Raw genomic sequence first — 23,274 nt, forward strand, 5'->3', positions numbered from 1 at the left:
ATGGCGGCCTGGAGCCGGGCCTACAGCGGGTCCGTGTCCGGGCCCGCCACGGGACCGGCTCCAGCGCCCGCCCCCGTGCCTGCTCCGGGGCCCACGCCAGGGCCGGCGGCCGGTCCCGGCGCGGGATCGAGGTCCGTCTCCTCGAACACCAGCAGCGTCCGGGTCGACAGCACCTCCGGAATGGACTGCAGCTTGGTCAGGACCAGTTCGCGCAGGGTGCGGTTGTCGGGCGTGTGCACCAGCAGCAGTACATCGAAGTCCCCGCTGACAAGCGCGATGTGCGCCGCACCGGGCAGCGCCTGCAGTTGCTCCCGCACCGTCCGCCAGGAGTTCTGCACGATCTTGAGCGTTATGTAGGCCGAGGCGCCATGGCCCGCCCTCTCGTGGTTCACCCGCGCGCTGAAGCCCCGGATCACACCGTCGTCGATCAGGCGGTTGATTCTGGCGTACGCATTGGCGCGGGACACGTGGACCCGCTCGGCCACCGAGCGTATGGAGGCGCGTCCGTCCGTCTGGAGCATGCGCAGGATGTCGCGGTCGATCGGGTCCAGCGGGCGCGGCAGGGGTGTCCGTCCCGTGCGGTCCCCGCCGTCGGCCATTTGTTCAGCTGCCATGTCCCCCCGCCTTCCTAGCATGGACGACCTGTCTCCATCTCATGCTGTGGAGAACCGTTTGTCCACAGGCTGCCCACGCCTGTAGCCAAAATGCATCAACGACCGAACAATCGGTAGGTGAGGCGCGCCACACACAGGTGCCGCCCACCCGTTTCTCCATCGCTTTCGTTCGTCGCTCCCACGAGGAGGTGCTCGCGTTGAGAAAGAGCAGCATGACGGTCCAGGAGCTGCCCGGTTCCGCTGCCGCCGCCTACCGGCCCACGCCGCCACCCGCGTGGCAGCCCCGCACCGATCCCGCGCCGCTGCTCCCCGACGCGGAGCCTTACCGTGTGCTCGGCACCGAGGCCGCTGCCTCGGCCGACCCGGAGCTGCTGCTCCGGCTCTACGCGGAGCTGGTGCGCGGCCGTCGGTACAACGCGCAGGCCACCGCGCTCACCAAGCAGGGCCGGCTCGCCGTCTATCCGTCGAGCACCGGTCAGGAGGCGTGCGAGGTGGGCGCCGCGCTGGCGCTCGAGGACCGGGACTGGCTCTTCCCGAGCTACCGGGACACCCTCGCGGCCGTGGCGCGCGGCCTGGATCCCGTCCAGGCCCTGACCCTGCTGCGCGGCGACTGGCACACGGGTTACGACCCGCACGTGCACCGCGTCGCGCCGCTGTGCACGCCGCTGGCCACACAGCTGCCGCACGCCGTGGGCCTGGCGCACGCCGCCCGCCTCAAGGGCGACGACGTCGTGGCGCTCGCCATGATCGGCGACGGCGGCACCAGCGAGGGCGACTTCCACGAGGCCCTGAACTTCGCCGCCGTGTGGAACGCGCCGGTGGTCTTCCTGGTGCAGAACAACGGCTTCGCCATCTCCGTCCCGCTGGCCAAGCAGACCGCCGCGCCGTCCCTGGCCCACAAGGCCGTCGGCTACGGCATGCCCGGCCGGCTCGTCGACGGCAACGATGCTGTCGCGGTGCACGAGGTGCTCGGTGAGGCCGTGGCCCGCGCCCGTCGTGGCGGCGGCCCCACCCTGATCGAGGCCGTCACATACCGCATGGACGCCCATACGAACGCCGACGACGCCACCCGCTACCGAGCCGACAGCGAGGTCGAGACCTGGCGTGCACACGACCCGATACAGCTGCTGGAACGGGAGCTGACCGACCGCGGGCTGCTCGACGACGAGGGCAGGCAGGCCGCCGCCCAGGCGGCGGAGACGATGGCTGCGAATCTGCGCGAGCGCATGAACGCCGACCCGGTACTGGACCCGATGGATCTGTTCGCGCACGTGTACGGCCGGCAGACCGCCCAGCTGCGTGAGCAGGCGGCGCTGCTGCGGGCGGAGCTGGACGCCGAGGAAGAGGCGCGATGACCACGGCCGCGGTGAAGCCCGCAACCATGGCCCAGGCCCTGCAGCGCGCGATGCGCGACGCGATGGCCGAGGACCCGACCGTCCACGTCATGGGGGAGGACGTCGGCACGCTCGGCGGCGTCTTCCGGGTCACGGACGGGCTCGCCAAGGAGTTCGGCGAGGACCGTTGCACGGACACCCCACTGGCCGAGGCGGGCATCCTCGGCACCGCCGTCGGCATGGCGATGTACGGCCTGCGGCCCGTTGTGGAGATGCAGTTCGACGCCTTCGCCTACCCGGCGTTCGAGCAGCTGATCAGCCATGTCGCCCGGATGCGCAACCGCACCAGGGGAGGCATGGCGATGCCGATCACCGTGCGAGTGCCCTACGGCGGCGGGATCGGCGGGGTCGAGCACCACAGCGACTCCTCCGAGGCGTACTACATGGCGACCCCGGGGCTGCACGTCGTCACCCCCGCCACGGTCGAGGACGCGTACGGGCTGCTCCGCGCCTCCATCGCCTCCGACGACCCCGTCGTCTTCCTCGAACCGAAGCGGCTCTACTGGTCCAAGGCAAAGTGGTCCCCCGACGCACCGGCCGCGGTGGAGCCGATCGGCCGGGCCGTGGTGCGCCGCTCCGGGCGCAGCGCCACCCTCCTCACCTACGGCCCGTCCGTGCCGGTGTGCATGGAGGCGGCTCAGGCCGCCGAGGCAGAGGGCTGGGACCTGGAGGTCGTCGACCTGCGCTCGCTGGTGCCGTTCGACGACGAGACGGTCTGCGCCTCGGTTCGGCGCACCGGACGCGCGGTCGTCGTCCACGAGTCCACCGGCTTCGGTGGCCCCGGTGGAGAGATCGCCGCGCGAGTGACCGAGCGCTGCTTCCACCACCTCGAGGCGCCGGTTCTGCGGGTCGCCGGTTTCGACATCCCGTATCCGCCGCCCATGCTCGAGCGGCATCATCTGCCAGGAGTGGACCGCGTGCTGGACGCGGTCGCGCGACTGCAGTGGGAGGCGGCGAGCTGATGGCCCAGGTGCTCGAATTCAAGCTCCCCGATCTCGGCGAAGGGCTGACCGAGGCCGAGATCGTCCGCTGGCTGGTGTCCGTGGGCGACGTGGTGGCGATCGACCAGCCCGTCGTCGAGGTCGAGACGTCCAAGGCCATGGTGGAGGTGCCCTGCCCCTACGGCGGAGTGGTGACCGCCCGCTTCGGCGAGGAAGGAACGGAACTGCCCGTCGGCGCACCGCTGATCACGGTGGCCGTCGGTGCGCCGGAGACGACCGGGACGGCCGTGCCCGCCTCCGGTGGCGGCGCGAAGCCTGCAGATCCGGGAGCCTCCGCGCCCTCCGGCGGCTCCGCCGAGTCGTCGGGCAATGTGCTGGTCGGTTACGGGACCGGTGCCCCCGCGGCGCGGCGGCGCCGTATCCACCCGGCCGCGCCGGCGGCCCCCGGCGCGGGTGAGGCCGGCCGGCGGCGCCCGGCTTCGGCCGACTCCGCCGCGGTTGCCGGCGGCACCCCCGGAACCGCCCCCGCCCCCGCTTCCCACGGCACCACGACGGTCGCGGAGAGCGGCCCCGTCGCGGTCATCTCGCCGCTCGTCCGCAAGCTCGCGCGCGAGCACGGCGTCGATCTGCGGTGCCTGACCGGCTCGGGCCCCGACGGCCTGATCCTCCGGGCCGACGTCGAGCGGGCCGTGCAGAGGCCCGAGCCACCGGCCGCCGTGGCGCTCGCTGCGCCGACGGTGGCCACCGCCGCGGCGCAGGCCGGGCGCGTCCCGCTCCGCGGGGTGCGCGGAGCAGTGGCCGACAAGCTGTCCCGCAGCCGGCGTGAGATCCCGGACGCGACCTGCTGGGTCGATGCCGACGCGACCGAGCTGATGGCCGCGAGGGCGGCGATGAACGCCGCGGGCGGGCCGAAGATCTCGTTGCTCGCGCTGCTCGCCCGCATCTGTACGGCTGCGCTCGACCGTCACCCGGAGCTCAACTCCACCGTGGACATGGACGCCCGGGAGATCGTGCGGCTGCCGGGAGTGAATCTCGGGTTCGCCGCCCAGACCGACCGAGGGCTGGTCGTACCCGTTGTGAAGAACGCCCACAAGCGCTCGGCGGAGTCCCTGACGGCAGAGTTCGCCAGGCTCACGGAGGCGGCCCGCCAGGGGGCACTCACCCCGGCGGACCTGACGGGCGGCACCTTCACGCTCAACAACTACGGGGTGTTCGGCGTCGACGGCTCCACGCCGATCATCAACCATCCCGAGGCCGCGATGCTCGGCGTCGGCCGGATCGTGCCCAAGCCATGGGTGCACCAGGGCGAACTTGCCGTCCGCCAGGTCGTCCAGCTCTCGCTCACCTTCGACCACCGGGTGTGCGACGGCGGCACGGCGGGAGGCTTCCTGCGATACGTGGCGGACTGCGTGGAGCACCCCTCGGTGCTGCTCCGCACCCTGTAGGGAGCCGACCGGACAGCGGCACAAGAAGGCAGGGAGAAGACAGGAAGAAGGCAGAAGAGAGATCGAACCGGGGCTCCCCGCCCACCGGTACGCGGCCCATACTTCAGTCATGACCGCGACTACCGCGTACGACGCCATCGTGCTCGCCGGAGGCGCCGCGAGACGGCTCGGCGGCGCCGACAAACCTGCGGTGAGCGTGGGCGGGCGGCCCCTGCTCGACCGCGTGCTGGCAGCCTGCCGGGACGCCGGGCGCACCGTGGTCGTCGGCGGGCGCCGGCCCACCGCGCGCCCCGTTCTGTGGGCACGCGAGGAGCCCTCCGGCGGCGGCCCGGTGGCCGCCCTCGACGCGGGAGTGCGGCACACCGGGGCCGAGGCCGTCCTCGTGCTGTCGGCCGATCTTCCCTTCCTCGGGAAGGGGACGGTGCGGCAGCTTGTCGACACCCTTGCCGCGCGGACCAGCGAGGCCGTCGTGCTGACCGACGCCGACGGCCACGACCAGCCTCTGGTCGCCGCCTACCGCGCCGAGCCCCTCCGACGTGAACTTGCTCTCCTTGCGACCGAATACGGCAGCCTTTCCGGGCTGCCGCTGCGTCTACTGACCCGGGAACTGGACCTGGCCCGGATCGAGACCGATCCCCTCGCCTCCTTCGACTGCGACACCTGGGAGGACATCTCCACAGCCCGGGCCCGTATCAGGGAGCATGGGAACGTGCTGGACGAATGGATCACCGCAGTCAAGGACGAGCTCGGCATCGAGTTGGACGTCGACACACACGTACTGCTCGACCTCGCCCGCGACGCCGCGCACGGCGTCGCGCGCCCCGCCGCACCGCTCACCACCTTCCTGGTGGGGTACGCGGCGGCCAAGGCCGAGGGCGGGGGCGCGGACGCCGTCGCAGAGGCTGCCCGTAAGGCGGCCGCTCTGGCTGTGCGCTGGGCTGACGAGAGCGGGGAAGCGAAGGGGGCGGCCGAACAGGCCCGCCCGGCGGACCCCGCGCAGGGCGCGAGCGGTGGGGATGTCGCGGGATGACCGACCATGATCGTGAGGTCGCGGCAGCTGGCGGCGACGAGCGGGCCCGGTCGGCCCCCGCCGGAGCGACCGGGCCCGACGGGGGCGAGCTGGACGGTGTCGACGAAGCGCTCGCCCTGGTCGGCCCGAGGCCGGGAGACGCACCAGCACCGGCCGCCGCTGCCGCCGGTCCCGCCACACGCCGGCATCGCGGCGCCCCCTGGGCCGAGGCGCGGGCCCTGGCCGCCCGTATCGGCCGTACCGCTTCGCCCCGTACGCATCGCGTACCCCTGAGTGAGGCGCTGGGGCAGGTGCTCGCCGAGCCGCTCACCGCCCTGTGCGACCTCCCCTCCTTCGACACCTCCGCCATGGACGGCTGGGCCGTCGCGGGCCCGGGCCCGTGGACCGTGGAGGGCGAGGGGGCGATCCTCGCCGGGCACGGCGACGGCGGGCCGCTGCCCGACGGCACCGCGGTACGGATCGCCACCGGCGCCCGTATCCCGCCGGAGACCACAGCGGTGGTCCGCAGCGAACACGCCCGCTTGGATCCGGCCGTGCACCAACTCCACGCCGACCGCGAAGTGGTCCCGGGGCAGGACATCCGCCCGCGTGGCCAGGAGTGCCGCTCCGGTGACCAGCTGCTGCCCGCCGAGGCCCTGGTCACCCCGCCGGTGCTCGGCCTCGCCGCTGCCGCCGGGTACGACGAGTTGGTCACCTTCGCCCGTCCGCGCGTGGAGGTCCTCGTGCTGGGCGATGAACTGCTCACCTCGGCGCTCCCTCACGACGGCCTGATCCGTGACGCCCTCGGGCCGATGATCGGCCCCTGGCTGCGGGCCCTCGGGGCGGAGGTGCTGGCCACGCGCCGGCTCGGCGACGATGCCGAGGCCCTCCACAGGGCCGTCACCACCTCAGAGGCCGACCTCGTTGTCACCACGGGTGGTACGGCCGCAGGTCCCGTCGACCATGTCCATCCGGTCCTGCGGAAGGCGGGCGCGGAGCTGCTGGTCGACCAGGTTGCCGTACGGCCGGGGCATCCGATGCTGCTGGCCCGGCTTGCTCCGGGGCGTCACCTGGTGGGGCTGCCGGGCAATCCGCTCGCCGCCGTTTCCGGGCTGCTCACGCTGGCCGAGCCATTGCTGCGCGGCCTCGCCGGCCGATTCGCGCCGGACCCGTACCGGGCACCGGTACGCGACGAGGTGCATGGCCACCCGCACGACACCCGGCTCGTTCCGTTCGCGCACCGCGACGGCCGACTGGTCCCGCTGCACTACAACGGACCGGCGATGCTGCGCGGAACGGCGGCGGCCGACGGGCTCGCCGTCGTCCCGCCGGGCGGTGCCCGGCCCGGCGACGAACTGGAGGTCCTGGACCTGCCCTGGGCCACCTGGACGCCGTGGACACCGTCCGACGAGCACGGAGGGTGTTTCACGTGAAACTTCCGGGTCAGGACGCCATGGCCAGGCACGCGGACGAACACCTGGTCACCGGCCGGGTGAAGCTCCCCCGCCGGATTATCGAGCGCCCCTTGCGCCAGGTGAGCAAGCGACTGCTGATGGCACTGATGGTGCTCGCCATCACCGTACTGATCGTCTATACCGACCGGGCGGGCTACCACGACAACTCGGACGAGACGGTCGATCTTCTGGACGCCGTCTACTACGCGACCGTCACCCTCTCGACCACCGGTTACGGCGACATCGTGCCGTACAGCGACGGCGCGCGACTCACCAACGTCCTGCTGATCACGCCGTTGCGCGTGCTCTTCCTCATCATCCTGGTCGGCACCACTCTCGAGGTCCTCACCGAGCGCACGCGGGAGGAGTGGCGGCTGAACCGCTGGAGGTCCAACTTGCGCGACCACACCGTCATCGTCGGCTTCGGCACGAAGGGACGATCGGCGATGCAGACGCTCTGTGCCACAGGTCTGAACAAGGACCAGATCGTCATCGTCGACCCGAGCGCCAAGGTGATCGACGCCGCCAATGCGGAGGGCTTCGTCGGGGTCGTCGGCGACGCGACCCGCAGCGACGTCCTGATCCGGGCGGAGCTGCAGAGGGCCCGTCAGATCGTCATCGCGCCACAGCGGGACGACACGGCGGTGCTGGTGACCCTCACCGCCCGCCAGCTCAACCGCGGCGCGAAGATCGTCGCCGCGGTCCGCGAGGAGGAGAACGCTCCGCTGCTGCGTCAGTCCGGCGCGGATGCGGTGATCACCAGCTCCGGCGCGGCCGGCCGGCTGCTCGGTCTGTCCGTGCTCAGCCCCAGCGCGGGCACCGTCATGGAGGACCTCATCCAGCAGGGCAGCGGCCTGGACCTGATCGAACGGCCGGTGATAAAGGCCGAGGTGGGTCGCAGCGTCCGCGAGACGGAGGACCTGGTGGTGTCCGTGCTGCGCGGTCACCGGCTGCTGGGGTACGACGACCCGGCCGCCAGCCCGCTGCAGCTCACGGACCGGCTGATCACCATCGTGCGTGCCGAGAACGGCTCCTTGCCCAATTCCTCGGAGTAGCCTCGCGGCCATGCATGCGATCACGATTCCCGAGCCCGGTGGTCCAGAGGCGCTGGTCTGGGCCGAGGTGCCCGATCCCGTACCCGGTGAGGGCGAAGTCCTCGTCGACGTCGTCGCGAGCGCGGTCAACCGCGCCGATCTGCTGCAGCGGCAGGGCTTCTACGACCCCCCGCAGGGCTCTTCCCCCTATCCCGGCCTCGAGTGTTCGGGCCGGATCTCTGCGCTGGGGCCCGGTGTCTCCGGCTGGGCCGTCGGTGACGAGGTGTGCGCCCTGCTGGCAGGCGGCGGTTACGCGGAGAAAGTGGCGGTGCCTTCAGGGCAGCTCCTGCCCGTGCCGGAAGGCCTCGATCTGACGGCCGCCGCCGCGCTCCCCGAGGTGACGGCGACGGTGTGGTCGAACGTGTTCATGATCGCGCACCTGCGCCCCGGCGAGACCCTGCTCATCCACGGCGGGGCGAGCGGTATCGGCACCATGGCCATCCAGCTGGCGAAGGCCGTGGGCGCCCGGGTGGCCGTGACCGCGGGCGGTCCCGAGAAGCTCGCCCGCTGCGCCGAGCTGGGCGCGGACATCCTGATCGATTACCGGCAGCAGGACTTCGTCGAGGAGATCGACAAGGCCACCGACGGTGCGGGCGCGGACGTGATCCTCGACATAGTCGGAGCCAAGTATCTGGACCGGAACGTGAAGGCGCTCGCGGTCAACGGCCGCCTCGCCGTCATCGGACTCCAGGGCGGCGTGAAGGGGGAGTTGAACCTCGGTGCCCTGCTCCGCAAGCGGGCGGCCGTCACGGCGACCTCGCTGCGGGGCAGGCCGCTCGATGAGAAGGCGGCGATCGTGGCGGCCGTGCGTGAGCACGTCTGGCCGCTGATCGCCGGCGGCCGGGTGCGTCCGATCGTGGACCGTACGGTGCCGCTCGCCGACGCGGCGCAGGGGCATCGTGCATTGGAGTCCGGCGCACATGTGGGCAAGGTCGTGCTGATCGCCCCCGACAAGGACTGAGCACCGCTTCGGCGACGGTTCGTACGGATGAGGGCCCGGTCCGCCGCCTCGGCGGACCGGGCCCCCAACTCGCAATGCGTCTACGAGAGGCTCTAGAGATACGGTCCGGAGCGGATCGCGCCGTGCTGGCCGCCTTCGTCCTCGTCGTGCGCCACACCAGGCGGAAGAGCCCGCCGCATCTGCTCCAACTGCGCCCGGGCGGCCATCTGCTGGGCGAACAGCGCCGTCTGGATCCCGTGGAAGAGACCTTCGAGCCAGCCCACCAACTGCGCCTGTGCGATGCGTAGCTCAGCCTCCGAGGGGATGGCGTCGTCGGTGAAGGGCAGGGAAAGACGCTCGAGTTCCTCGACGAGCTCGGGCGCGAGACCGTCCTCCAGCTCCTTGACCGAGCCGGCGTGGATCTCCTTGAGCCTCACCCGGCTCGCCTCGTCCAGAGGAGCCGCCCTGACCTCTTCCAGCAGCTGCTTGATCATGCTGCCGATGCGCATGACCTTCGCAGGCTGTTCCACCATTTCCGTCACCGGGACCTCGCGCGACTCGTCGTCACCGTCACGGCCGCTGAGGGCCATCCCGTCCTGTCCCACGACGAGGACGTGGGGGCTCTCCTGCGACCGGTCATTCCTCGGCATCTCCATGCCGCCCATTCTCTCGTACATGCGCGTCACATCACGGTGTGCCCCCGTAGGAGGGTGATCCACCCTCCTACGGGGGCACAAAACCGCTGGATATCGACCCGACGAGAGAGGTTTACCGGACGGGTCGCGGGCTTTCGCGGGTCATTGCCGTCCACCGCTCCCGGTCACGTCGCCTCGCGCCGGGCGAGGGCCCCGCGGGAGCGCGTGACCAGGGCCGCCAGCAGGGCGGCGCCCACCGGGACGGCGACCAACAGGGCCGCCAGGGTGGCCCAGGGCACGACGATCGGCACGTAGGGCATCGAGCCCGCCCCGCCCCAGCCCTCGTCGAGCGCCTCCTGGTACCAGCTGATCTGCTCCCGCTTCTCCGTGAGCCGCAGCCCGATCGCCGGCAGCACGCCGGCCGCCGAGCCGAGGACCACACCCATCGCGGCCACCACCCCGCACTGGAAGCCGCTGAGCGTCCTGCGGACCCTCGGCGGGGCACCGACCGCGGCCAGTGTCTTCAGGTCGGCCTCCGCGTCCGCCTGGGCGAGCCCGGTGGCGATTCCCGCCGCGCCGATGGTGATCAGCCCGGCGAATACGGTGAGCGCCAGCAGGATGATGCTGCTCTCGCTGGTGTAGCCCTCCTCGATGTGCAGCTCGACCTCGGTACCCGTCTTGTCCAGCTCGCCGTCGAGCCGCTGGCGCTGTTCGGTGCTCGGCATCGTGTCGGTCGTGTAGTACGCGCCGAGCGGCGCCGTGGTGAGACCCGCCGACTTGGCCGCGGACGGCGCCAGCAGCATGGGCAGTCCGTACGACTTGGCCGTGGCGGGCATCTGGTGGGCGGTGAAGCTCTTGACCTCGCCGGGGATCTCCTCGCCCTTCTCGAGAGCCTGGTCGGCGGCGTCCGTGTCGGTGACCAGCCGGATGTCGACCTTGCCCTTGGCGTTGACGTTGCGCTTGTCGAAGGACACGAGCTGACCTGCGGCAAGGGCCTTCTCGGCGGCCGGGTCGTCGATCCCCAGGACCTTGAGCAGCTTCGCGTCGCCGATCACCAGACCGCCGTCGGTGTAGACACCGCCGCCGTTGCCTTCCTGGCACCGCCAGTCCTCGGCCAGCTTGCGCCGTTCGGCCTTGCTGAACTTCTCCGAAGGGTCCTGGTCCGGGTGCGCCGGGTCCCACGCCCACAGCGGGCACTCGTTCGCCTTGGGCACGACGATCTCCATACGGCCGCAGCCGTCCCCGCTGTCGTAGGGCGAGCAGCTGGACTTGCCGACGATCACCCGATCCACGTCTGCCCGTACTTCCACGGGCAGCAGCTTCTGCACGGTGTCGCGTACGGCGGGCACGTCCCGGCCGCCACCCTCGTTGATCACCACGGAGACGGCACCGTGGGGCAGCTGCGCCTGGTACTCGGCCTCGCCCTGTGCGTCCCTGCTCGCGGCGTAGGTGGCGACGGCCACCGTGCCCGCCACAGCGGCCAGCACCGCGGCCACCGCGGGCGCCGTGCGTCCCCGGTTGCGTACGGCGTCGCGGAGCGCGAGCCGCGGGGAGAGCGGCAGGACGCGTCCGATCCGGCCGAACAGCCCGACCAGGGCCGGGGTCAGGGCGACCACGCCCAGTTCCGCCAGGGCGCTGCCACCCGCGACGACGGCGACCTGGTCCGTCATCGTCGATCCGTACAGTGCGATCCCCGCACCGAGGGTCACCGCGATCAGGCCGATGACCGGCAGGACCCGGCTGCTGCGGCGCACACCGCGACGGCCGGTGAGCGAGGCGAGGACGGTCTGACGGGACGAGGTGATGGCGGGCACGATCGCGGCCAGCAGACCGGTCAGCACCGCGAGCAGCGCGATGCCGAACAGCTCCAGCGGCCGTACGTCGAAGTGGCCGAAGCGCTTGCCCATGTAGCTCTCGAGCACGGGCTGGAGCAGATAGGTGAGGACCAGGCCGAGGACCGTGCCCACCACGGCGGCGGCGACACCGATCACCAGACCGCCGCCGAGAACGATGGCCCGGATGTGCCGCCGGTCGCCGCCGTTGGCGCCGACCAGACCCAGCTGGCGGCGTGAGCGGCGGGCGCCGACCGCGAAGGCAGGGCCGGCGAGCAGGCAGATCTCCAGCATCGCCAGGCCGACGACGGTGCCGACCGCGGCGAGAGCGGCGGCCTTGGCGGCCGCGCTCTCCTCGTATTTGCCCCAGCCCTCCTCCTGGAACAGCGGCACTTCCGAGTCGGCCGGCGGGTCCAGCGAAACGGCCCGCGAATTGACCGTCACACCCTTGGTGTTGATGTCCTTGACGACGTTCCACGTGAAACCACCGGGGACGGTCGCAAGGATCGTCGTCGACGGCGAGGTGCCGGAGAATCCGGCCGCCTGGAGCGCCTTGTCGAGCGGCGCGAGCATCGAGCCCGGCAGCGCGTTCACCTGGTCGGTGTCCAGCGCGTCCGGGAGCTCGTACGAGCCGACGATGCGGTACTCGCGGTCGAAACCGCGTGCGGTGAGTTTGGAGCCCACCTTCAGTCCGCTGCTCTCGAGGAAGTGCGTGGTCGCGGCGACCTCGTCGGCCTTCTGCGGCAGTCGGCCGCTGACGACGTCCATGAGGCCCTTGGCCATCGGGTCCGAGGCCTTGAGCTCGCGGATCTCGGTGTGCAGCAGGCCGTGTGTCGTACGGAGCTTCGCGGAACCGGTGGTGTCCGCCAGCGTCTTGGCGCCTGTGGGCAGGGCCTTCGCGAGGTCCGTGCTCCCTTCCGGCCACGGCTTGTCGTCGAAGTTGCCGACCGGGTTGTAGCTCTGGCCGTCCGGCGACTGCATGATCGGCACGCCGCCCATGCCGGGGTCGGAGAGCCTGGCGTCGGCCGAGCCGAGGGAACGCTGCAGGCTCTGCTCGGTGGAGAGTTCGGCACTGCGCAGGGTGAGGTCCGCGGCGCTCACGCCGAGGATGGGCAGGGCGATCATGGCCAGGACGAGGAAGCTGCGTCCCTTGGAGCGCCAGGCGTCGCGGCGCGCGATCCGGATCGCGGCGCGCCAGGAGTGGTACCAGGTCATCACAGTTCGGCCGCCTGGCCGGAGAGCAGCGAGTCCGCCTGGCTACGGACGGTCTGGTCGACGACCGCGCCGTCGCGCAGGAACACCACACGGTCGGCCCAGGCGGCGAAGCGCGGCTCGTGCGTGACGAGGATGCCGGCGGCACCCGCGTCGCAGCGTGAGCGCAGCAGCGCGAGGACCGACTCGCCGGTCTCGGAGTCGAGGGCGCCGGTCGGCTCGTCGGCGAGGACGAGGCGGCGGTCGCCCACGAGGGCGCGGGCGATGGCCACCCGCTGTTGCTGACCACCGGACATCTCGTCCGGGAAGCGGTCGGCGAGGTGGCCGAGCTCCATCTCCTGGAGGGCGGCGACGGCTTCGCCGCGGGCCTTGCGCGCGGAGACACCGTCGAGCTCGCGCGGCAGGGCGACGTTCTCGGCGGCGGTGAGCGCGGGGATGAGGTTGTAGTCCTGGAACACATAGCCGATGCTGCGGCGGCGCAGCGCGGCGAGCGTCTTGCGGTCGGCGGTCGTGATGTCGGTGTTCTCGACGATCACTCGCCCGGAGGTCGGAACGTCGAGGCCGCCCGCGATGGTGAGCAGGGTGGACTTGCCGGAGCCCGAAGGGCCCATGACGGCGACGAGTTCGCCGGGGAAGACATCGAGGTTGATACCGCGCAGGGCGTGCACCTCGGTGGCGCCGCTGCCGTGCACACGGGTCAGTTGCTGGAGTTGCAGAACAGGTGGCTGTGACGACTGAGGCTGCTGTGAAAGCCGTTCGGACATGGGTGGGTCCCCCTTGGACGGACGCGTGCACACGAGCGGGTGCACGGAGAGGTGAGCGGTCGGCCCGTCGGGCCGATGCAGATCGATGGGCCGCCCTCCGACCTGACGGCCGGTACACGGCGGCGCCGGCGCCAGGCCGGCTGGTCGGGCTGCCGGTTCGGCTGGTGGTCGGCCAGGGCCGGTCGGGTGCTAGTCGGGGCGTGGCCGGCGCGGGCCGGCTGCGGCCGCCGGTGCCTGGGTGACCGGGGCGGGCGGCGCGGCCGTTCCCGTCTCCCGTCCGGCCGCCGCCGCGAGCCTGATGAGCCGGACCTCGCAGTGGTCGAGCCAGCGTGCCTCCGCCTCGGTCTGGAAGATCAGCTGTTCCAGCACGAGCAGCCAGGCGACGTCGTCCCGCTCCTGCGAGCCCCCGCTCTCGATGGCGGCGAGTGCCTGGGCCTTGAGGCGTGTGTAGTCCTGCATCGCGTTCACGGTGTGGTGGCGCTGTGACTGGATGACGGCACGGATGTCCACGCCGGGCGCGCCGACCGCCATCGCGAGCTTGATGGCCAGTTCGTCACGGGGTGGGCTGCTGCGGTCCACGGGAGTCTCGAACCAGCTCCTGAGCTCGGAGCGACCGGTGTCCGTGATGGCGTAGAGCGCGTGTCCCGCCTCGTCCTCACCGCTCTGCGCGACCATGCCGTCGCGTTCCAGACGATTGAGGGTCGTGTAGACCTGGCCCACGTTCAGAGGCCAGGTCGCGCCCGTACGGGACTCGAACTCCGAGCGGAGCTGGGAGCCGTATCGGGGGCCGTGCTCGAGCAGGGCGAGAAGCCCGTGGCGGATGGACATACTCAGTATGTATACCGAGTATGCCGTGCGGGGCAACCATCGCTGGAGGGAGCGCGGCATCCGTCCTGAGACGGACGCGGCGTTCAGCGACGCCGCAGCCGCACGCCGAGAAAGCCGATGCCGAGGCCCATCAGAGCCATGCCGATGCCCAGCGACAGCGGCGAGACCTGCTCGCCCACGGGCAAGGGGGTGGCCTGAGGTGCCTGGTGGCGGGCGGCGGCGGGCTCGCTCCGGTGCGGCGCCGCTGTCGGCGCGTCCCAGCCGCCGGCGGACGCATCCGTCTCGGGTGCCGGGTCCTCCGCAGGACGGGTGGATGCCGCAGGCTCCTCGCTGCGGGGCGACTCACCCCGGGCGGGCCAGGAGGGCCGCCCGGGCCGTGAGGACTTCGAGGGCGCGGCGCTCGCCGAGGGCGACGTCGCCGCCGCCGGCGCACGCGTGGGACTCGCCGACGTGCTCGAGCTCGGCGACGGCGTCACCTGCCGCCCGGGCCGCGGGCGCCCCTCACCGGCCTGGCGACCCGCGAGCGAGGCCGAGGCACTCGGCTTCGGGGACCGCTCGGGAGCCCTGGGCTCCTCGGCACTGGCGACCGGCACGGCCGCCAGCAGCAGTAGCGAAGCGACGGTGATCACGCATCGGGTGCGCAGTCCTGGAGTCACCGGATGACCCCTCCCGTGCCGAGTGGTCGTAGCCGACATATCGGACTCAGAGTCACATGCGGCTGTATCTCCGGCATCCCGGGCGGAAGGTCGGGCCCGCCCGGTCGCAGGACGAAGGCCCGGCACGCAGTGCGCGTACCGGGCCGTTTGCTGCGGGCAGCGCCCTGGAGGGCGCTCAGGAGGGCTTACTCCGGATAGCCGGTGGAGACCTCGAGGGTGAAGGTGGCGTTCTCCGGGGAGACCTCGGTGTCGGCCAGCGGGAACTGCGAGACCACAATGTCCTCGCCCCACTGGGCGTTCGCCTTCTCCTTCACTTCCACCTTCCAGCCCGCGGCCTGGGCGCACTCCTTGACGGAGAGAATGTCCTTGTAGACGAAGTCCGGCGCATCGACCTTGGACGGGTCGTCGTAGCTCTCCCTCGCGTCCGAACATTTGGTGCTGTCGATGGTCCGGTTGCGCTCAGGCCCCTTGTAGCCCGCCTTCTGCGACTCGCTCGTCGTAGGGTCGCCGCCGGCCTCCGTGCCCGGGTCGTCGTCGCCGTTCAGCTCGAGCGCCGCGACCAGGCCGCCGACGGCCAGCAGCGCCACCACGACCGCGCCCACGATCACCGGCATGTTCCGCTTGCCGCCGCTACCGCTGCCACCCATGGGCGACTGCTGCGGCGAGATCATGTACGGGGGCGGAGTGGACGCGGCCGGAGCCGGCGACTGGTACGCCGGTGCCGGCGTCGGGTAGCCGTAGTGCGGTGCCGGGGCCGGCGTCGGCGGGCCGTACGGACCGGGCTGGTACGGCGTCTGGACGCCGCTCTGCGGCGCCGGGGTCGACTGGTCGAGCGGAGGGAACACGGCGGATCCGACGCCCGCTCCGCTGTTCGCGGGCGCACCGCTGATGATCACCGGCGCGCCCGTGTGCCCCGCGCTCGCGACCCGCGCGCACTCGTCGCGCATGGCCGCAGCGCTCGGAAAACGCTCGTTCGGGTTCTTCTTCAGGGCCCGCGCCACCAGTGCGTCCATCGCAGGGGTGACGGAGCGGTTGATGGTGGACGGAGCGACCGGCTCCTCCTGCACATGGGCGTACGCGATCGCCAGCGGCGAGTCCGCGTCGAACGGCAGCCGTCCGGTCAGCAGCTGGAAGAGCATGATGCCGACCGAGTACAGGTCGGACCGGGCGTCCACACCGCGGCCCAGCGCCTGCTCGGGAGAGAGGTACTGCGGGGTGCCGACGACCATGCCGGTCTGCGTCATCGAGGTGACGCCCGACTGCATGGCGCGGGCGATGCCGAAGTCCATCACCTTGACGACGCCGCGCTTGGTCATCATCACGTTGCCGGGCTTGATGTCGCGGTGGACCAGGCCCATCTCGTGGCTGGTCTCCAGCGCGGCCAGCACGTCGGCGGTGACCTTGAGCGCCTTGTCGGCGGGCATCGCGCCGTACTGCTGGATGTCCGCGGCCAGCACGGACCCCAGCGGCCGGCCCTCCACGTACTCCATGACGATGTACGGCATCAGGGAGCCGTCGAGCTCGTCCTCACCGGTGTCGAAGACCGACACGATGTTGGTGTGTGAGAGCTTGGCCACCGCCTGGGCCTCGCGCCGGAACCGCTCGCGGAAGGACTGCTCGCGCCCCAGTTCCGTGTGGAGCGTCTTGATGGCGACCTGGCGGTCGAGCGCCGAGTCGTAAGCCAGATAGACGGAGGCCATGCCGCCTTCGCCGAGCAGATCGCGAAGCTGATACCGGCCGCCCGCCACGGAACCACCCGCATAGCGGCCCTGCGCGCCGTCCTGGCTCATGACTGTGCATCCCCCTCGGCGCGGTGGCCCGACGGCCCGGCCCGCGATGGTTCGCTTCTGCTGGCGATCCTTGTCCCGCGTCGAGAAACCCGGACCGTGATCCCGTATTACGGGGCAAGTCTGCCGCAGGGGTCCGACACGTCAAGCCAGGTGCCCGTTCCGTGACCGTACGCACAACAAGCGTCTCGGAAGCGTTACAGGAACAGCATGCGATTTGCACCGCCCCACGCCCAGCAGGTTTGATGGCCGGTCTCTCTCGAAATCCGGCCTGCCACGCCAAGGCTGTAGCGTGACGTGGCACAGCACCACGAGAAATGGCAGCCCCGCAAGCACGGTACGCACGCGGACAGATACGACGGCGAGGACTGATGGCACCCGAACCCGGAGCAGACGGCAGCGGCGTGCCGGATTCTGCGGACGCCTGGGGTGTCGGCGGACTGGTCGGCGACGGCCGCTACCGCCTGACGCACCGTCTCGGCCGCGGTGGAATGGCGGAGGTGTTCGCGGCGGAGGACGTACGGCTCGGCCGTACCGTCGCCGTCAAGCTGCTGCGTGCCGATCTGGCGGAGGACCCCGTCTCCAAGGCCCGCTTCACGCGCGAGGCCCAGTCGGTCGCCGGCCTCAACCACCACGCGGTGGTGGCGGTCTACGACTCCGGCGAGGACGTCGTGGGCAGCCAGACCGTCCCCTACATCGTGATGGAACTCGTCGAGGGACGCACCATCCGCGATCTGCTCGTCAACGCGGAGGCCCCGCCGCCCGAGCAGGCTCTGATCATCGTCTCGGGCGTCCTCGAAGCGCTCGCCTACTCGCACCAGCACGGCATCGTGCACCGCGACATCAAGCCCGCCAACGTCATCATCACCAACTCCGGCGCGGTGAAGGTGATGGACTTCGGCATCGCGCGCGCACTGCACGGCGCGCAGTCGACGATGACCCAGACCGGCATGGTCATGGGCACGCCCCAGTACCTCTCCCCTGAGCAGGCCCTCGGCAAGGCCGTCGACCACCGGTCCGACCTGTACGCGACGGGCTGCCTGCTCTACGAACTGCTCGCGCTACGGCCGCCGTTCACCGGCGAGACGCCGCTCTCCGTGGTCTACCAGCACGTTCAGGACATCCCCGTCCCGCCGTCCGAGGTCTCGGACGTCGTGCCGCCCGAGCTCGACGGGCTGGTCATGCGCTCGCTCGCGAAGGACCCGGACGACCGGTTCCAGAGCGCGGAGGAGATGCGCGGACTGGTCCAGTACGGGCTGCAGATGCTCCAGCAGCAGGGCAGCCACAACGGCGCCTGGAGCACGGGCCCGGTCGATCTCTACGAGGGCGGCGCCGCGACCAGGGGCATGGCCGGCCCGACCGCCGTGCACCCCGTGCACGGCGAGACCTCACAGGGCCCGATCCTCCCGCCGATGAACCCGAACGACGGGGGCTACGACGGCGGTTACGGAGGCGGAAACGGCCGAGGCGGCCGGGGCAGGGTCTGGCTGCTCGCCGCTCTCGCGGTGGTGGCGGTCGTCGCGGGCATCGCCTTCGCGCTCAACAAGGCGAACGACACCGGCAACAACAAACCGGGGGACGGCAAAACGGTCTCCGAGCCGCCGAGAACGACGCCGGAGGAGAGCCCGACGCCGACGGACGAGGAGACCGAGGCCACAGAAGAGCCGGACACGTCGACCGGCGGGGACTCGTGGTCGTCCTGGACTCCCTCGGACCAGCCGTCGTTCACTCCGAGCACCCCGCAGACGCCGTCGGACGACCCGACGACGACGGACCCCACGGACGATCCGACGGGCGACCCCACGGACGACCCGACCGGGGACCCGACCGGCGACCCGACCGGGGACCCGACGGGTGGGCCGACCGGCGACCCGACGGGCAATCCGGGTGGGGACCCCGACGAGGAGTGACGGGAGGGGCGACGACTGCGAGGCGTGGCACCGTGCGCCTCGCCCGCGCCCGCGTCACCCGGTGAACGCCTCGCACACCGCCTCGTACTCCTTGGTCCACCAGACCGCCAGGGCCGACGCCGCAGGGAACTGCGGGTCGGCCCTTCGGTCGTGCAGCTGATAGCGCCAGCGCAGTATCCAGAAGTCGTTGAGCCGCTCCCACCACACCCGGTGCACGGCCGCCCGCAGTTCGGCCGCGTCGGCGCCCGCGGCGTGCCGGTAGGCCCGCGCATACGCCCGTACCTTCGTGAGCTCCAGCCGACCGGCCGGCAGTACGAAGAAGATCGCCGCCGCCCGCACCGCCTCCTCCGCCCGCGGCTGGACCCCCAGCCGGTCCCAGTCGACGATCGCGGCGGGCTCGGCCCCCCGGTAGAGCAGGTTCAGCGGGTGGAAGTCGCCGTGCACCCAGCCGCCGGCCCCGCCCGCCGGCGGTCTGCGGCCGGCGTTGCGTTCGAGCAGGGTGCGGCGCTGCAGGAGGCGGTGCTCCGCGAGGGTGTCGAAGGAGTCGCGGGGCCGGGCCGACCGGGCCAGTTCCAGCAGTTCGTCGATGAGGGCGAACGTCTCGTCGGGGTCGGCGCTGCCGTGCTCCGTTTCCCCGGCAGCGCCGGTGTCCATGACCTGGGCGAGGCAGGTGTGGACGAGGCCCAGGAGTGATCCGAGCCGCCGGGACTGGGCCGTGCTGAGTTGGGCGCCGTTGCGGTGGCGGCCCTCGACCCACGGGTGCAGGGCGTAGCAGTGCCCGCCGATCACGGCGACCGTGTCGCCGTGGCTGTCCTCCAGGGGCGGGGCGACGGGCACGTCGAGTGCCTGGAGCCGCTTGGTCGCCCGGTGCTGGCGGGAGATGGCTTCGTGGTCGCCGTCAAGGTGGTGCTTGAGGAAGTACGCCCCGCGGGTGGTCGAGAGGCGGAAGCCGCGGTTGAGGAGGCCCTGGGTGACGGGCTTGCAGGAGAGGGGTTCGCCCGGGTTCTCGTAGCGGCGCAGCAGCGCGGTGAGGGGCGGGGCGATATCAGATGAGCGCGGCACCCGCCAGATGTTAGATCACCCAGCGTGTCGCGCCGAATGCTCCTCGAAGTGGTCCGCGGGGGCACGGGGGCGAAGTGGAGCTCGATGCGCGGACAGGCTGGTCGGAAGTACTGGCCGTCGATCCGGTGCGGTCGCGGGTGATCGCTCCCGTTCCTCCTCCGCCGGCCGGACCGTCTTCGCGGTGCCATGAGCCTCACCGGCCACAGGGACGCAGCACGCGTAGGCGCCGTGGGCCCGCCCCTACGCGGCCGCAGCGCCCCGACCGGTGCGCGACAGCCGCGTGCAAGAGCCGCAGCAGCCGGCCGTGCGCCAGGGCGGGGCGGGGGCAGGCAGGACGGGCACGGCGCGGCTGCTGGTGGCCGCCCGGCGGTACGGGACACGGCCGAGCGGCTCGACGGCGCGGAGTTCCCCGGAGGGCACGGCGTCCACTCTCCGCGACCGACGACTTCGCCGTGCGGGGTCACCGGCCAGGCACGGTCCGGGACCCGAGTGCCGGAACGGTGCGTGGCGCCATTGGTCCCAACGAGTGACAGTGGCGGTCTCCGGCGTGCTGACGTCGGGGACGCCCCGGCCTCAGTTGTGCTGTCGCTCCGCTGCCCCGCCGGCCGTCGGCTGCGCACGTCCCTCCGTGCCCAGCTTCGACAGCAGGCCGGAGACATGGTCCTTGATGGTCTCCTCGGCGAGATGGAGCCGCTCGGCGATGGCCCGGTTGGTGAGCCCCTCGCCGATCAGGTCCAGGACCCTGCGCTCCTGGTCGGTGAGGTCCGCCAGGCGGGCGGCACCGCTCGGCCTGTACCCGACGCTCAGCCGTTCCAGCACGCGGGCGGTGGCCACCGGGTCGAGCAGCGACTTGCCGGCCGCGACGTTCCGCACCGCCGCCAGCAGTTCATTGCCGCGGATCGCCTTCAGCACATACCCGGAAGCACCGGCCATGATCGCGTCGAAGGGCGCTTCGTCGTCCGCGAAGGAGGTGAGCATCAGACACTTGATGTTCTCGTTGCGCGAACGGACCTCGCGGCAGACCTCGACGCCGCTCCCGTCCGGCAGGCGCACATCGAGCACGGCGACATCGGGATCGGCCGCAGGGATCCTGACCAGGGCGTCTTCCGCGGTGCCCGCCTCGCCGACCACCTCGATGTCGGACTCGGTGGCGAGAAGTTCATGAACGCCGCGCCGGACTACTTCCTGGTCGTCGAGCAGGAATACAGTGATTTTTCCCTTTTCGTGCACCGGGGCAGTCTCACATATTGAGTCTTCCCGTGTCGGGGGTGGCCGGGATAACGTGCCGGTGTTCCGGCGGCCTGCAGGGCTGTGACCAGTGGTTGTTCCCCTATTTCTCGATTTACTTGGAAATCCAAGCAAAATCGCAGGTCAAAGGGGGTTTCGCAGTAATGCTGCCCACTGGGTAACGTGCCTCTGACAGGGCGTTCGCCGGGGCACCTGTCACGCCCGACCTCCGGCCTTGCCGCACACACCCCGTGCGCGGGCCGGGACGTGGGCGAGCCGCACTGGCTTTCCGGCGGACCCCGGGGGCCGGACCGACGGAGGAGCACGCACGTGACCGTGGAGAGCACTGCTGCCGCGCGTAAACCACGCGCCAGTAAGCGCGCCAGCGCCGCCAAGAAGCCACAGAGTTCCGAGCCCCAGCTCGTACAGCTGCTGACGCCCGAAGGTGAGCGCGTCCAGCACCCCGAGTACGACATCGACCTGAGCGCCGAAGAACTGCGCGGGCTGTACCGGGACATGGTTCTGACCCGCCGCTTCGACGCCGAGGCAACCGCCCTGCAGCGCCAGGGCGAGCTGGGTCTGTGGGCGTCGCTGCTCGGCCAGGAGGCAGCCCAGATCGGCTCGGGACGCGCCCTGCGCGACGACGACTACGTCTTCCCGACCTACCGCGAGCACGGCGTCGCCTGGTGCCGCGGGGTCGACCCGACCAATCTGCTGGGCATGTTCCGCGGTGTGAACCACGGTGGCTGGGACCCGACCACCAACAACTTCCACCTCTACACGATCGTCATCGGCTCGCAGACGCTGCACGCCACCGGCTACGCGATGGGCGTGGCCATGGACGGTGCCGACTCGGCCGTGATCGCGTACTTCGGGGACGGCGCGTCCAGCCAGGGCGACGTCGCCGAGTCGTTCACGTTCTCCGCGGTCTACAACGCCCCGGTCGTGTTCTTCTGCCAGAACAACCAGTGGGCGATCTCCGAGCCGACCGAGCGCCAGACCCGCGTCCCGCTGTACCAGCGCGCGCAGGGCTTCGGCTTCCCCGGCGTCCGGGTCGACGGGAACGACGTCCTCGCCTGCCTGGCCGTGACCCGTTCCGCGCTGGAGCGGGCCCGCCGCGGCGAGGGCCCGACGCTCGTCGAGGCCTTCACGTACCGGATGGGAGCGCACACCACCTCCGACGACCCCACCAAGTACCGGCACGACGACGAGCGGGCGGCCTGGGAGGCCAAGGACCCGATCCTGCGGCTGCGCACCTACCTCGAGGCGGAGGGCCACGCCGACGCGGCCTTCTTCACGGCCCTCGACGAGGAGAGCGACGCGCTCGCCAAGCGGGTGCGCGAGGCGGTCCGGGCCATGCCCGACCCCGACGACATGGCGATGTTCGACAACGTCTACGCGGACGGGCACGCGCTCGTCGACGAGGAGCGCGCCCAGTTCGCCGCCTACCAGGCGTCGTTCGCCGAGGAGGGCAACTAGTCATGGCCGTACAGAAGCTTCCTCTCGCGAAGGCGCTCAACGAGTCGCTGCGCAAGGCCCTCGAGACCGACCCCAAGGTCCTGATCATGGGTGAGGACGTCGGCAAGCTCGGCGGCGTCTTCCGGATCACCGACGGCCTGCAGAAGGACTTCGGCGAGGACAGGGTCATCGACACCCCGCTCGCCGAGTCCGGCATCGTCGGCACGGCCATCGGCCTCGCGCTGCGCGGCTACCGCCCGGTCGTCGAGATCCAGTTCGACGGCTTCGTATTCCCGGCCTACGACCAGATCGTCACCCAGCTCGCGAAGATGCACGCCCGCGCGCTCGGCAAGATCAAGCTGCCCGTCGTCATCCGTATCCCCTACGGCGGCGGCATCGGCGCGGTGGAGCACCACTCCGAGTCGCCGGAGGCGCTCTTCGCGCACGTCGCCGGCCTCAAGGTGGTCTCGCCGTCGAACTCGTCCGACGCCTACTGGATGCTCCAGCAGGCGATCCAGAGCGACGACCCGGTGATCTTCTTCGAGCCGAAGCGCCGCTACTGGGACAAGGGCGAGCTGGACACCGAGGCCATCCCCGGACCGCTGCACGCCGCACGCGTCGCCCAGGCCGGCTCCGACCTCACGCTCGCCGCCTACGGCCCGATGGTGAAGGTCTGCCTCGAAGCGGCCGCCGCCGCGGCCGAGGAGGGCAAGTCGGTGGAGGTCCTCGACCTGCGCTCGATGTCCCCGATCGACTTCGACACCATCCAGACGTCCGCCGAGAAGACCGGCCGGCTGGTCGTGGTCCACGAGGCCCCCGTCTTCTACGGCTCCGGCGCGGAGATCGCCGCTCGCATCACCGAGCGGTGCTTCTACCACCTGGAGGCCCCGGTGCTGCGGGTCGGCGGCTTCCACGCCCCGTACCCGCCGGCGCGCCTCGAGGAGGAGTACCTTCCGGGCCTGGACCGGGTGCTGGACGCCGTCGACCGCTCGCTCGCGTACTGAGGAGTGCC

20 protein-coding genes are annotated in these 23,274 nt (G+C 71.4%); 11 read left to right on the forward strand and 9 right to left on the reverse strand.

All coding sequences use genetic code 11. The annotated features are described in order from the left end of the window. Positions 1 to 20: 20 nt before the first annotated feature. The gene (locus IE198_RS25240) at positions 21 to 599 is read right to left on the reverse strand and encodes an Lrp/AsnC family transcriptional regulator (RefSeq protein ID WP_229834325.1); all 579 of its coding nucleotides are present in this window, start codon (positions 597 to 599) and stop codon (positions 21 to 23) included. Between the two features lie 227 nt (positions 600 to 826). Between IE198_RS25240 and pdhA (IE198_RS25245) the strand changes: the two genes are divergently transcribed. From pdhA (IE198_RS25245) to IE198_RS25275, 7 genes are all read left to right on the forward strand, one after another. Continuing rightward, positions 827 to 1,969, forward strand: coding sequence for a pyruvate dehydrogenase (acetyl-transferring) E1 component subunit alpha (pdhA, locus tag IE198_RS25245; protein WP_189890647.1), 1,143 nt, complete (start codon positions 827 to 829; stop codon positions 1,967 to 1,969). After that, a complete protein-coding gene (locus IE198_RS25250) occupies positions 1,966 to 2,970 on the forward strand; it encodes an alpha-ketoacid dehydrogenase subunit beta (protein ID WP_189890440.1) in 1,005 nt (334 codons plus the stop codon). The genes pdhA (IE198_RS25245) and IE198_RS25250 overlap by 4 nt, the downstream gene beginning before the upstream one ends. Beyond that, positions 2,970 to 4,394 (forward strand): dihydrolipoamide acetyltransferase family protein, encoded by a 1,425-nt coding sequence (locus IE198_RS25255; RefSeq protein ID WP_189890442.1) that lies wholly within the window; start codon positions 2,970 to 2,972, stop codon positions 4,392 to 4,394. Before IE198_RS25250 ends, IE198_RS25255 begins: the two co-directional genes overlap by 1 nt. A gap of 109 nt (positions 4,395 to 4,503) precedes the next feature. Beyond that, positions 4,504 to 5,424: an NTP transferase domain-containing protein gene (locus IE198_RS25260; protein ID WP_189890444.1), complete on the forward strand. Its 921-nt coding sequence runs from the start codon at positions 4,504 to 4,506 to the stop codon at positions 5,422 to 5,424. Beyond that, a complete protein-coding gene (locus IE198_RS25265) occupies positions 5,421 to 6,836 on the forward strand; it encodes a molybdopterin molybdotransferase MoeA (protein ID WP_189890446.1) in 1,416 nt (471 codons plus the stop codon). Before IE198_RS25260 ends, IE198_RS25265 begins: the two co-directional genes overlap by 4 nt. Then, positions 6,779 to 7,912, forward strand: coding sequence for a potassium channel family protein (locus IE198_RS25270; RefSeq protein WP_373299973.1), 1,134 nt, complete (start codon positions 6,779 to 6,781; stop codon positions 7,910 to 7,912). The genes IE198_RS25265 and IE198_RS25270 overlap by 58 nt, the downstream gene beginning before the upstream one ends. Before the next feature lie 10 nt (positions 7,913 to 7,922). Further along, positions 7,923 to 8,912: an NAD(P)H-quinone oxidoreductase gene (locus tag IE198_RS25275; RefSeq protein WP_189890450.1), complete on the forward strand. Its 990-nt coding sequence runs from the start codon at positions 7,923 to 7,925 to the stop codon at positions 8,910 to 8,912. Between the two features lie 92 nt (positions 8,913 to 9,004). Here the strand turns inward: IE198_RS25275 and IE198_RS25280 are convergent, their stop codons facing one another. From IE198_RS25280 to IE198_RS25300, 5 genes are all read right to left on the reverse strand, one after another. Next, positions 9,005 to 9,547: a bacterial proteasome activator family protein gene (locus tag IE198_RS25280; protein ID WP_189890649.1), complete on the reverse strand. Its 543-nt coding sequence runs from the start codon at positions 9,545 to 9,547 to the stop codon at positions 9,005 to 9,007. Positions 9,548 to 9,711: 164 nt separating this feature from the next. After that, positions 9,712 to 12,576, reverse strand: coding sequence for an ABC transporter permease (locus tag IE198_RS25285; protein ID WP_189890452.1), 2,865 nt, complete (start codon positions 12,574 to 12,576; stop codon positions 9,712 to 9,714). Beyond that, positions 12,573 to 13,334: an ABC transporter ATP-binding protein gene (locus IE198_RS25290; RefSeq protein WP_189890454.1), complete on the reverse strand. Its 762-nt coding sequence runs from the start codon at positions 13,332 to 13,334 to the stop codon at positions 12,573 to 12,575. Before IE198_RS25290 ends, IE198_RS25285 begins: the two co-directional genes overlap by 4 nt. 189 nt (positions 13,335 to 13,523) lie before the next feature. After that, positions 13,524 to 14,162, reverse strand: a complete 639-nt coding sequence (locus tag IE198_RS25295) for a PadR family transcriptional regulator (protein ID WP_189890456.1) — start codon at positions 14,160 to 14,162, stop codon at positions 13,524 to 13,526. Positions 14,163 to 14,245: 83 nt separating this feature from the next. Continuing rightward, on the reverse strand, positions 14,246 to 14,341 hold the full coding sequence (locus IE198_RS25300; protein WP_189890458.1) for an LPXTG cell wall anchor domain-containing protein: 96 nt from the start codon (positions 14,339 to 14,341) through the stop codon (positions 14,246 to 14,248). A 130-nt stretch (positions 14,342 to 14,471) separates the two neighbouring features. On the opposite strand from IE198_RS25300, the gene IE198_RS25305 reads away from it, so the two are divergent. After that, positions 14,472 to 14,825: a hypothetical protein gene (locus IE198_RS25305; protein ID WP_189890460.1), complete on the forward strand. Its 354-nt coding sequence runs from the start codon at positions 14,472 to 14,474 to the stop codon at positions 14,823 to 14,825. A gap of 178 nt (positions 14,826 to 15,003) precedes the next feature. Here IE198_RS25305 and IE198_RS25310 read toward each other — a convergent pair whose 3' ends face one another. After that, positions 15,004 to 16,608, reverse strand: coding sequence for a protein kinase domain-containing protein (locus tag IE198_RS25310; RefSeq protein WP_189890462.1), 1,605 nt, complete (start codon positions 16,606 to 16,608; stop codon positions 15,004 to 15,006). A gap of 368 nt (positions 16,609 to 16,976) precedes the next feature. On the opposite strand from IE198_RS25310, the gene IE198_RS25315 reads away from it, so the two are divergent. Continuing rightward, positions 16,977 to 18,515, forward strand: a complete 1,539-nt coding sequence (locus IE198_RS25315; protein WP_189890464.1) for a protein kinase domain-containing protein — start codon at positions 16,977 to 16,979, stop codon at positions 18,513 to 18,515. A gap of 54 nt (positions 18,516 to 18,569) precedes the next feature. On the opposite strand, the gene IE198_RS25320 is transcribed toward IE198_RS25315, so the two are convergent. Next, positions 18,570 to 19,577: a phosphotransferase gene (locus tag IE198_RS25320; RefSeq protein WP_189890466.1), complete on the reverse strand. Its 1,008-nt coding sequence runs from the start codon at positions 19,575 to 19,577 to the stop codon at positions 18,570 to 18,572. A 573-nt stretch (positions 19,578 to 20,150) separates the two neighbouring features. Continuing rightward, positions 20,151 to 20,807 carry a response regulator gene (locus IE198_RS25325; protein WP_189890468.1) on the reverse strand — a complete coding sequence of 219 codons (657 nt, stop codon included), beginning with the start codon at positions 20,805 to 20,807 and terminating at the stop codon, positions 20,151 to 20,153. Between the two features lie 327 nt (positions 20,808 to 21,134). On the opposite strand from IE198_RS25325, the gene pdhA (IE198_RS25330) reads away from it, so the two are divergent. Both pdhA (IE198_RS25330) and IE198_RS25335 read left to right on the forward strand, forming a co-directional pair. Continuing rightward, positions 21,135 to 22,283, forward strand: coding sequence for a pyruvate dehydrogenase (acetyl-transferring) E1 component subunit alpha (gene pdhA / locus IE198_RS25330; protein WP_189890469.1), 1,149 nt, complete (start codon positions 21,135 to 21,137; stop codon positions 22,281 to 22,283). Positions 22,284 to 22,285: 2 nt separating this feature from the next. Next, positions 22,286 to 23,266, forward strand: coding sequence for an alpha-ketoacid dehydrogenase subunit beta (locus IE198_RS25335; protein WP_189890472.1), 981 nt, complete (start codon positions 22,286 to 22,288; stop codon positions 23,264 to 23,266). Positions 23,267 to 23,274: the final 8 nt, after the last annotated feature.

The organism is Streptomyces xantholiticus (assembly GCF_014651015.1).
Taxonomy (GTDB): domain Bacteria; phylum Actinomycetota; class Actinomycetes; order Streptomycetales; family Streptomycetaceae; genus Streptomyces; species Streptomyces xantholiticus.

Bases quoted from the DNA above. Each gene is read 5' to 3' on its own strand.
- IE198_RS25240 (WP_229834325.1), bottom strand. From the start codon at position 599: ATGGCCGACGGCGGGGACCGCACGGGACGGACACCCCTGCCGCGCCCG.
- pdhA (WP_189890647.1), top strand. From the start codon at position 827: ATGACGGTCCAGGAGCTGCCCGGTTCCGCTGCCGCCGCCTACCGGCCC.
- IE198_RS25250 (WP_189890440.1), top strand. From the start codon at position 1,966: ATGACCACGGCCGCGGTGAAGCCCGCAACCATGGCCCAGGCCCTGCAG.
- IE198_RS25255 (WP_189890442.1), top strand. From the start codon at position 2,970: ATGGCCCAGGTGCTCGAATTCAAGCTCCCCGATCTCGGCGAAGGGCTG.
- IE198_RS25260 (WP_189890444.1), top strand. From the start codon at position 4,504: ATGACCGCGACTACCGCGTACGACGCCATCGTGCTCGCCGGAGGCGCC.
- IE198_RS25265 (WP_189890446.1), top strand. From the start codon at position 5,421: ATGACCGACCATGATCGTGAGGTCGCGGCAGCTGGCGGCGACGAGCGG.
- IE198_RS25275 (WP_189890450.1), top strand. From the start codon at position 7,923: ATGCATGCGATCACGATTCCCGAGCCCGGTGGTCCAGAGGCGCTGGTC.
- IE198_RS25280 (WP_189890649.1), bottom strand. From the start codon at position 9,547: ATGGAGATGCCGAGGAATGACCGGTCGCAGGAGAGCCCCCACGTCCTC.
- IE198_RS25290 (WP_189890454.1), bottom strand. From the start codon at position 13,334: ATGTCCGAACGGCTTTCACAGCAGCCTCAGTCGTCACAGCCACCTGTT.
- IE198_RS25295 (WP_189890456.1), bottom strand. From the start codon at position 14,162: ATGTCCATCCGCCACGGGCTTCTCGCCCTGCTCGAGCACGGCCCCCGA.
- IE198_RS25310 (WP_189890462.1), bottom strand. From the start codon at position 16,608: ATGAGCCAGGACGGCGCGCAGGGCCGCTATGCGGGTGGTTCCGTGGCG.
- IE198_RS25315 (WP_189890464.1), top strand. From the start codon at position 16,977: ATGGCACCCGAACCCGGAGCAGACGGCAGCGGCGTGCCGGATTCTGCG.
- IE198_RS25335 (WP_189890472.1), top strand. From the start codon at position 22,286: ATGGCCGTACAGAAGCTTCCTCTCGCGAAGGCGCTCAACGAGTCGCTG.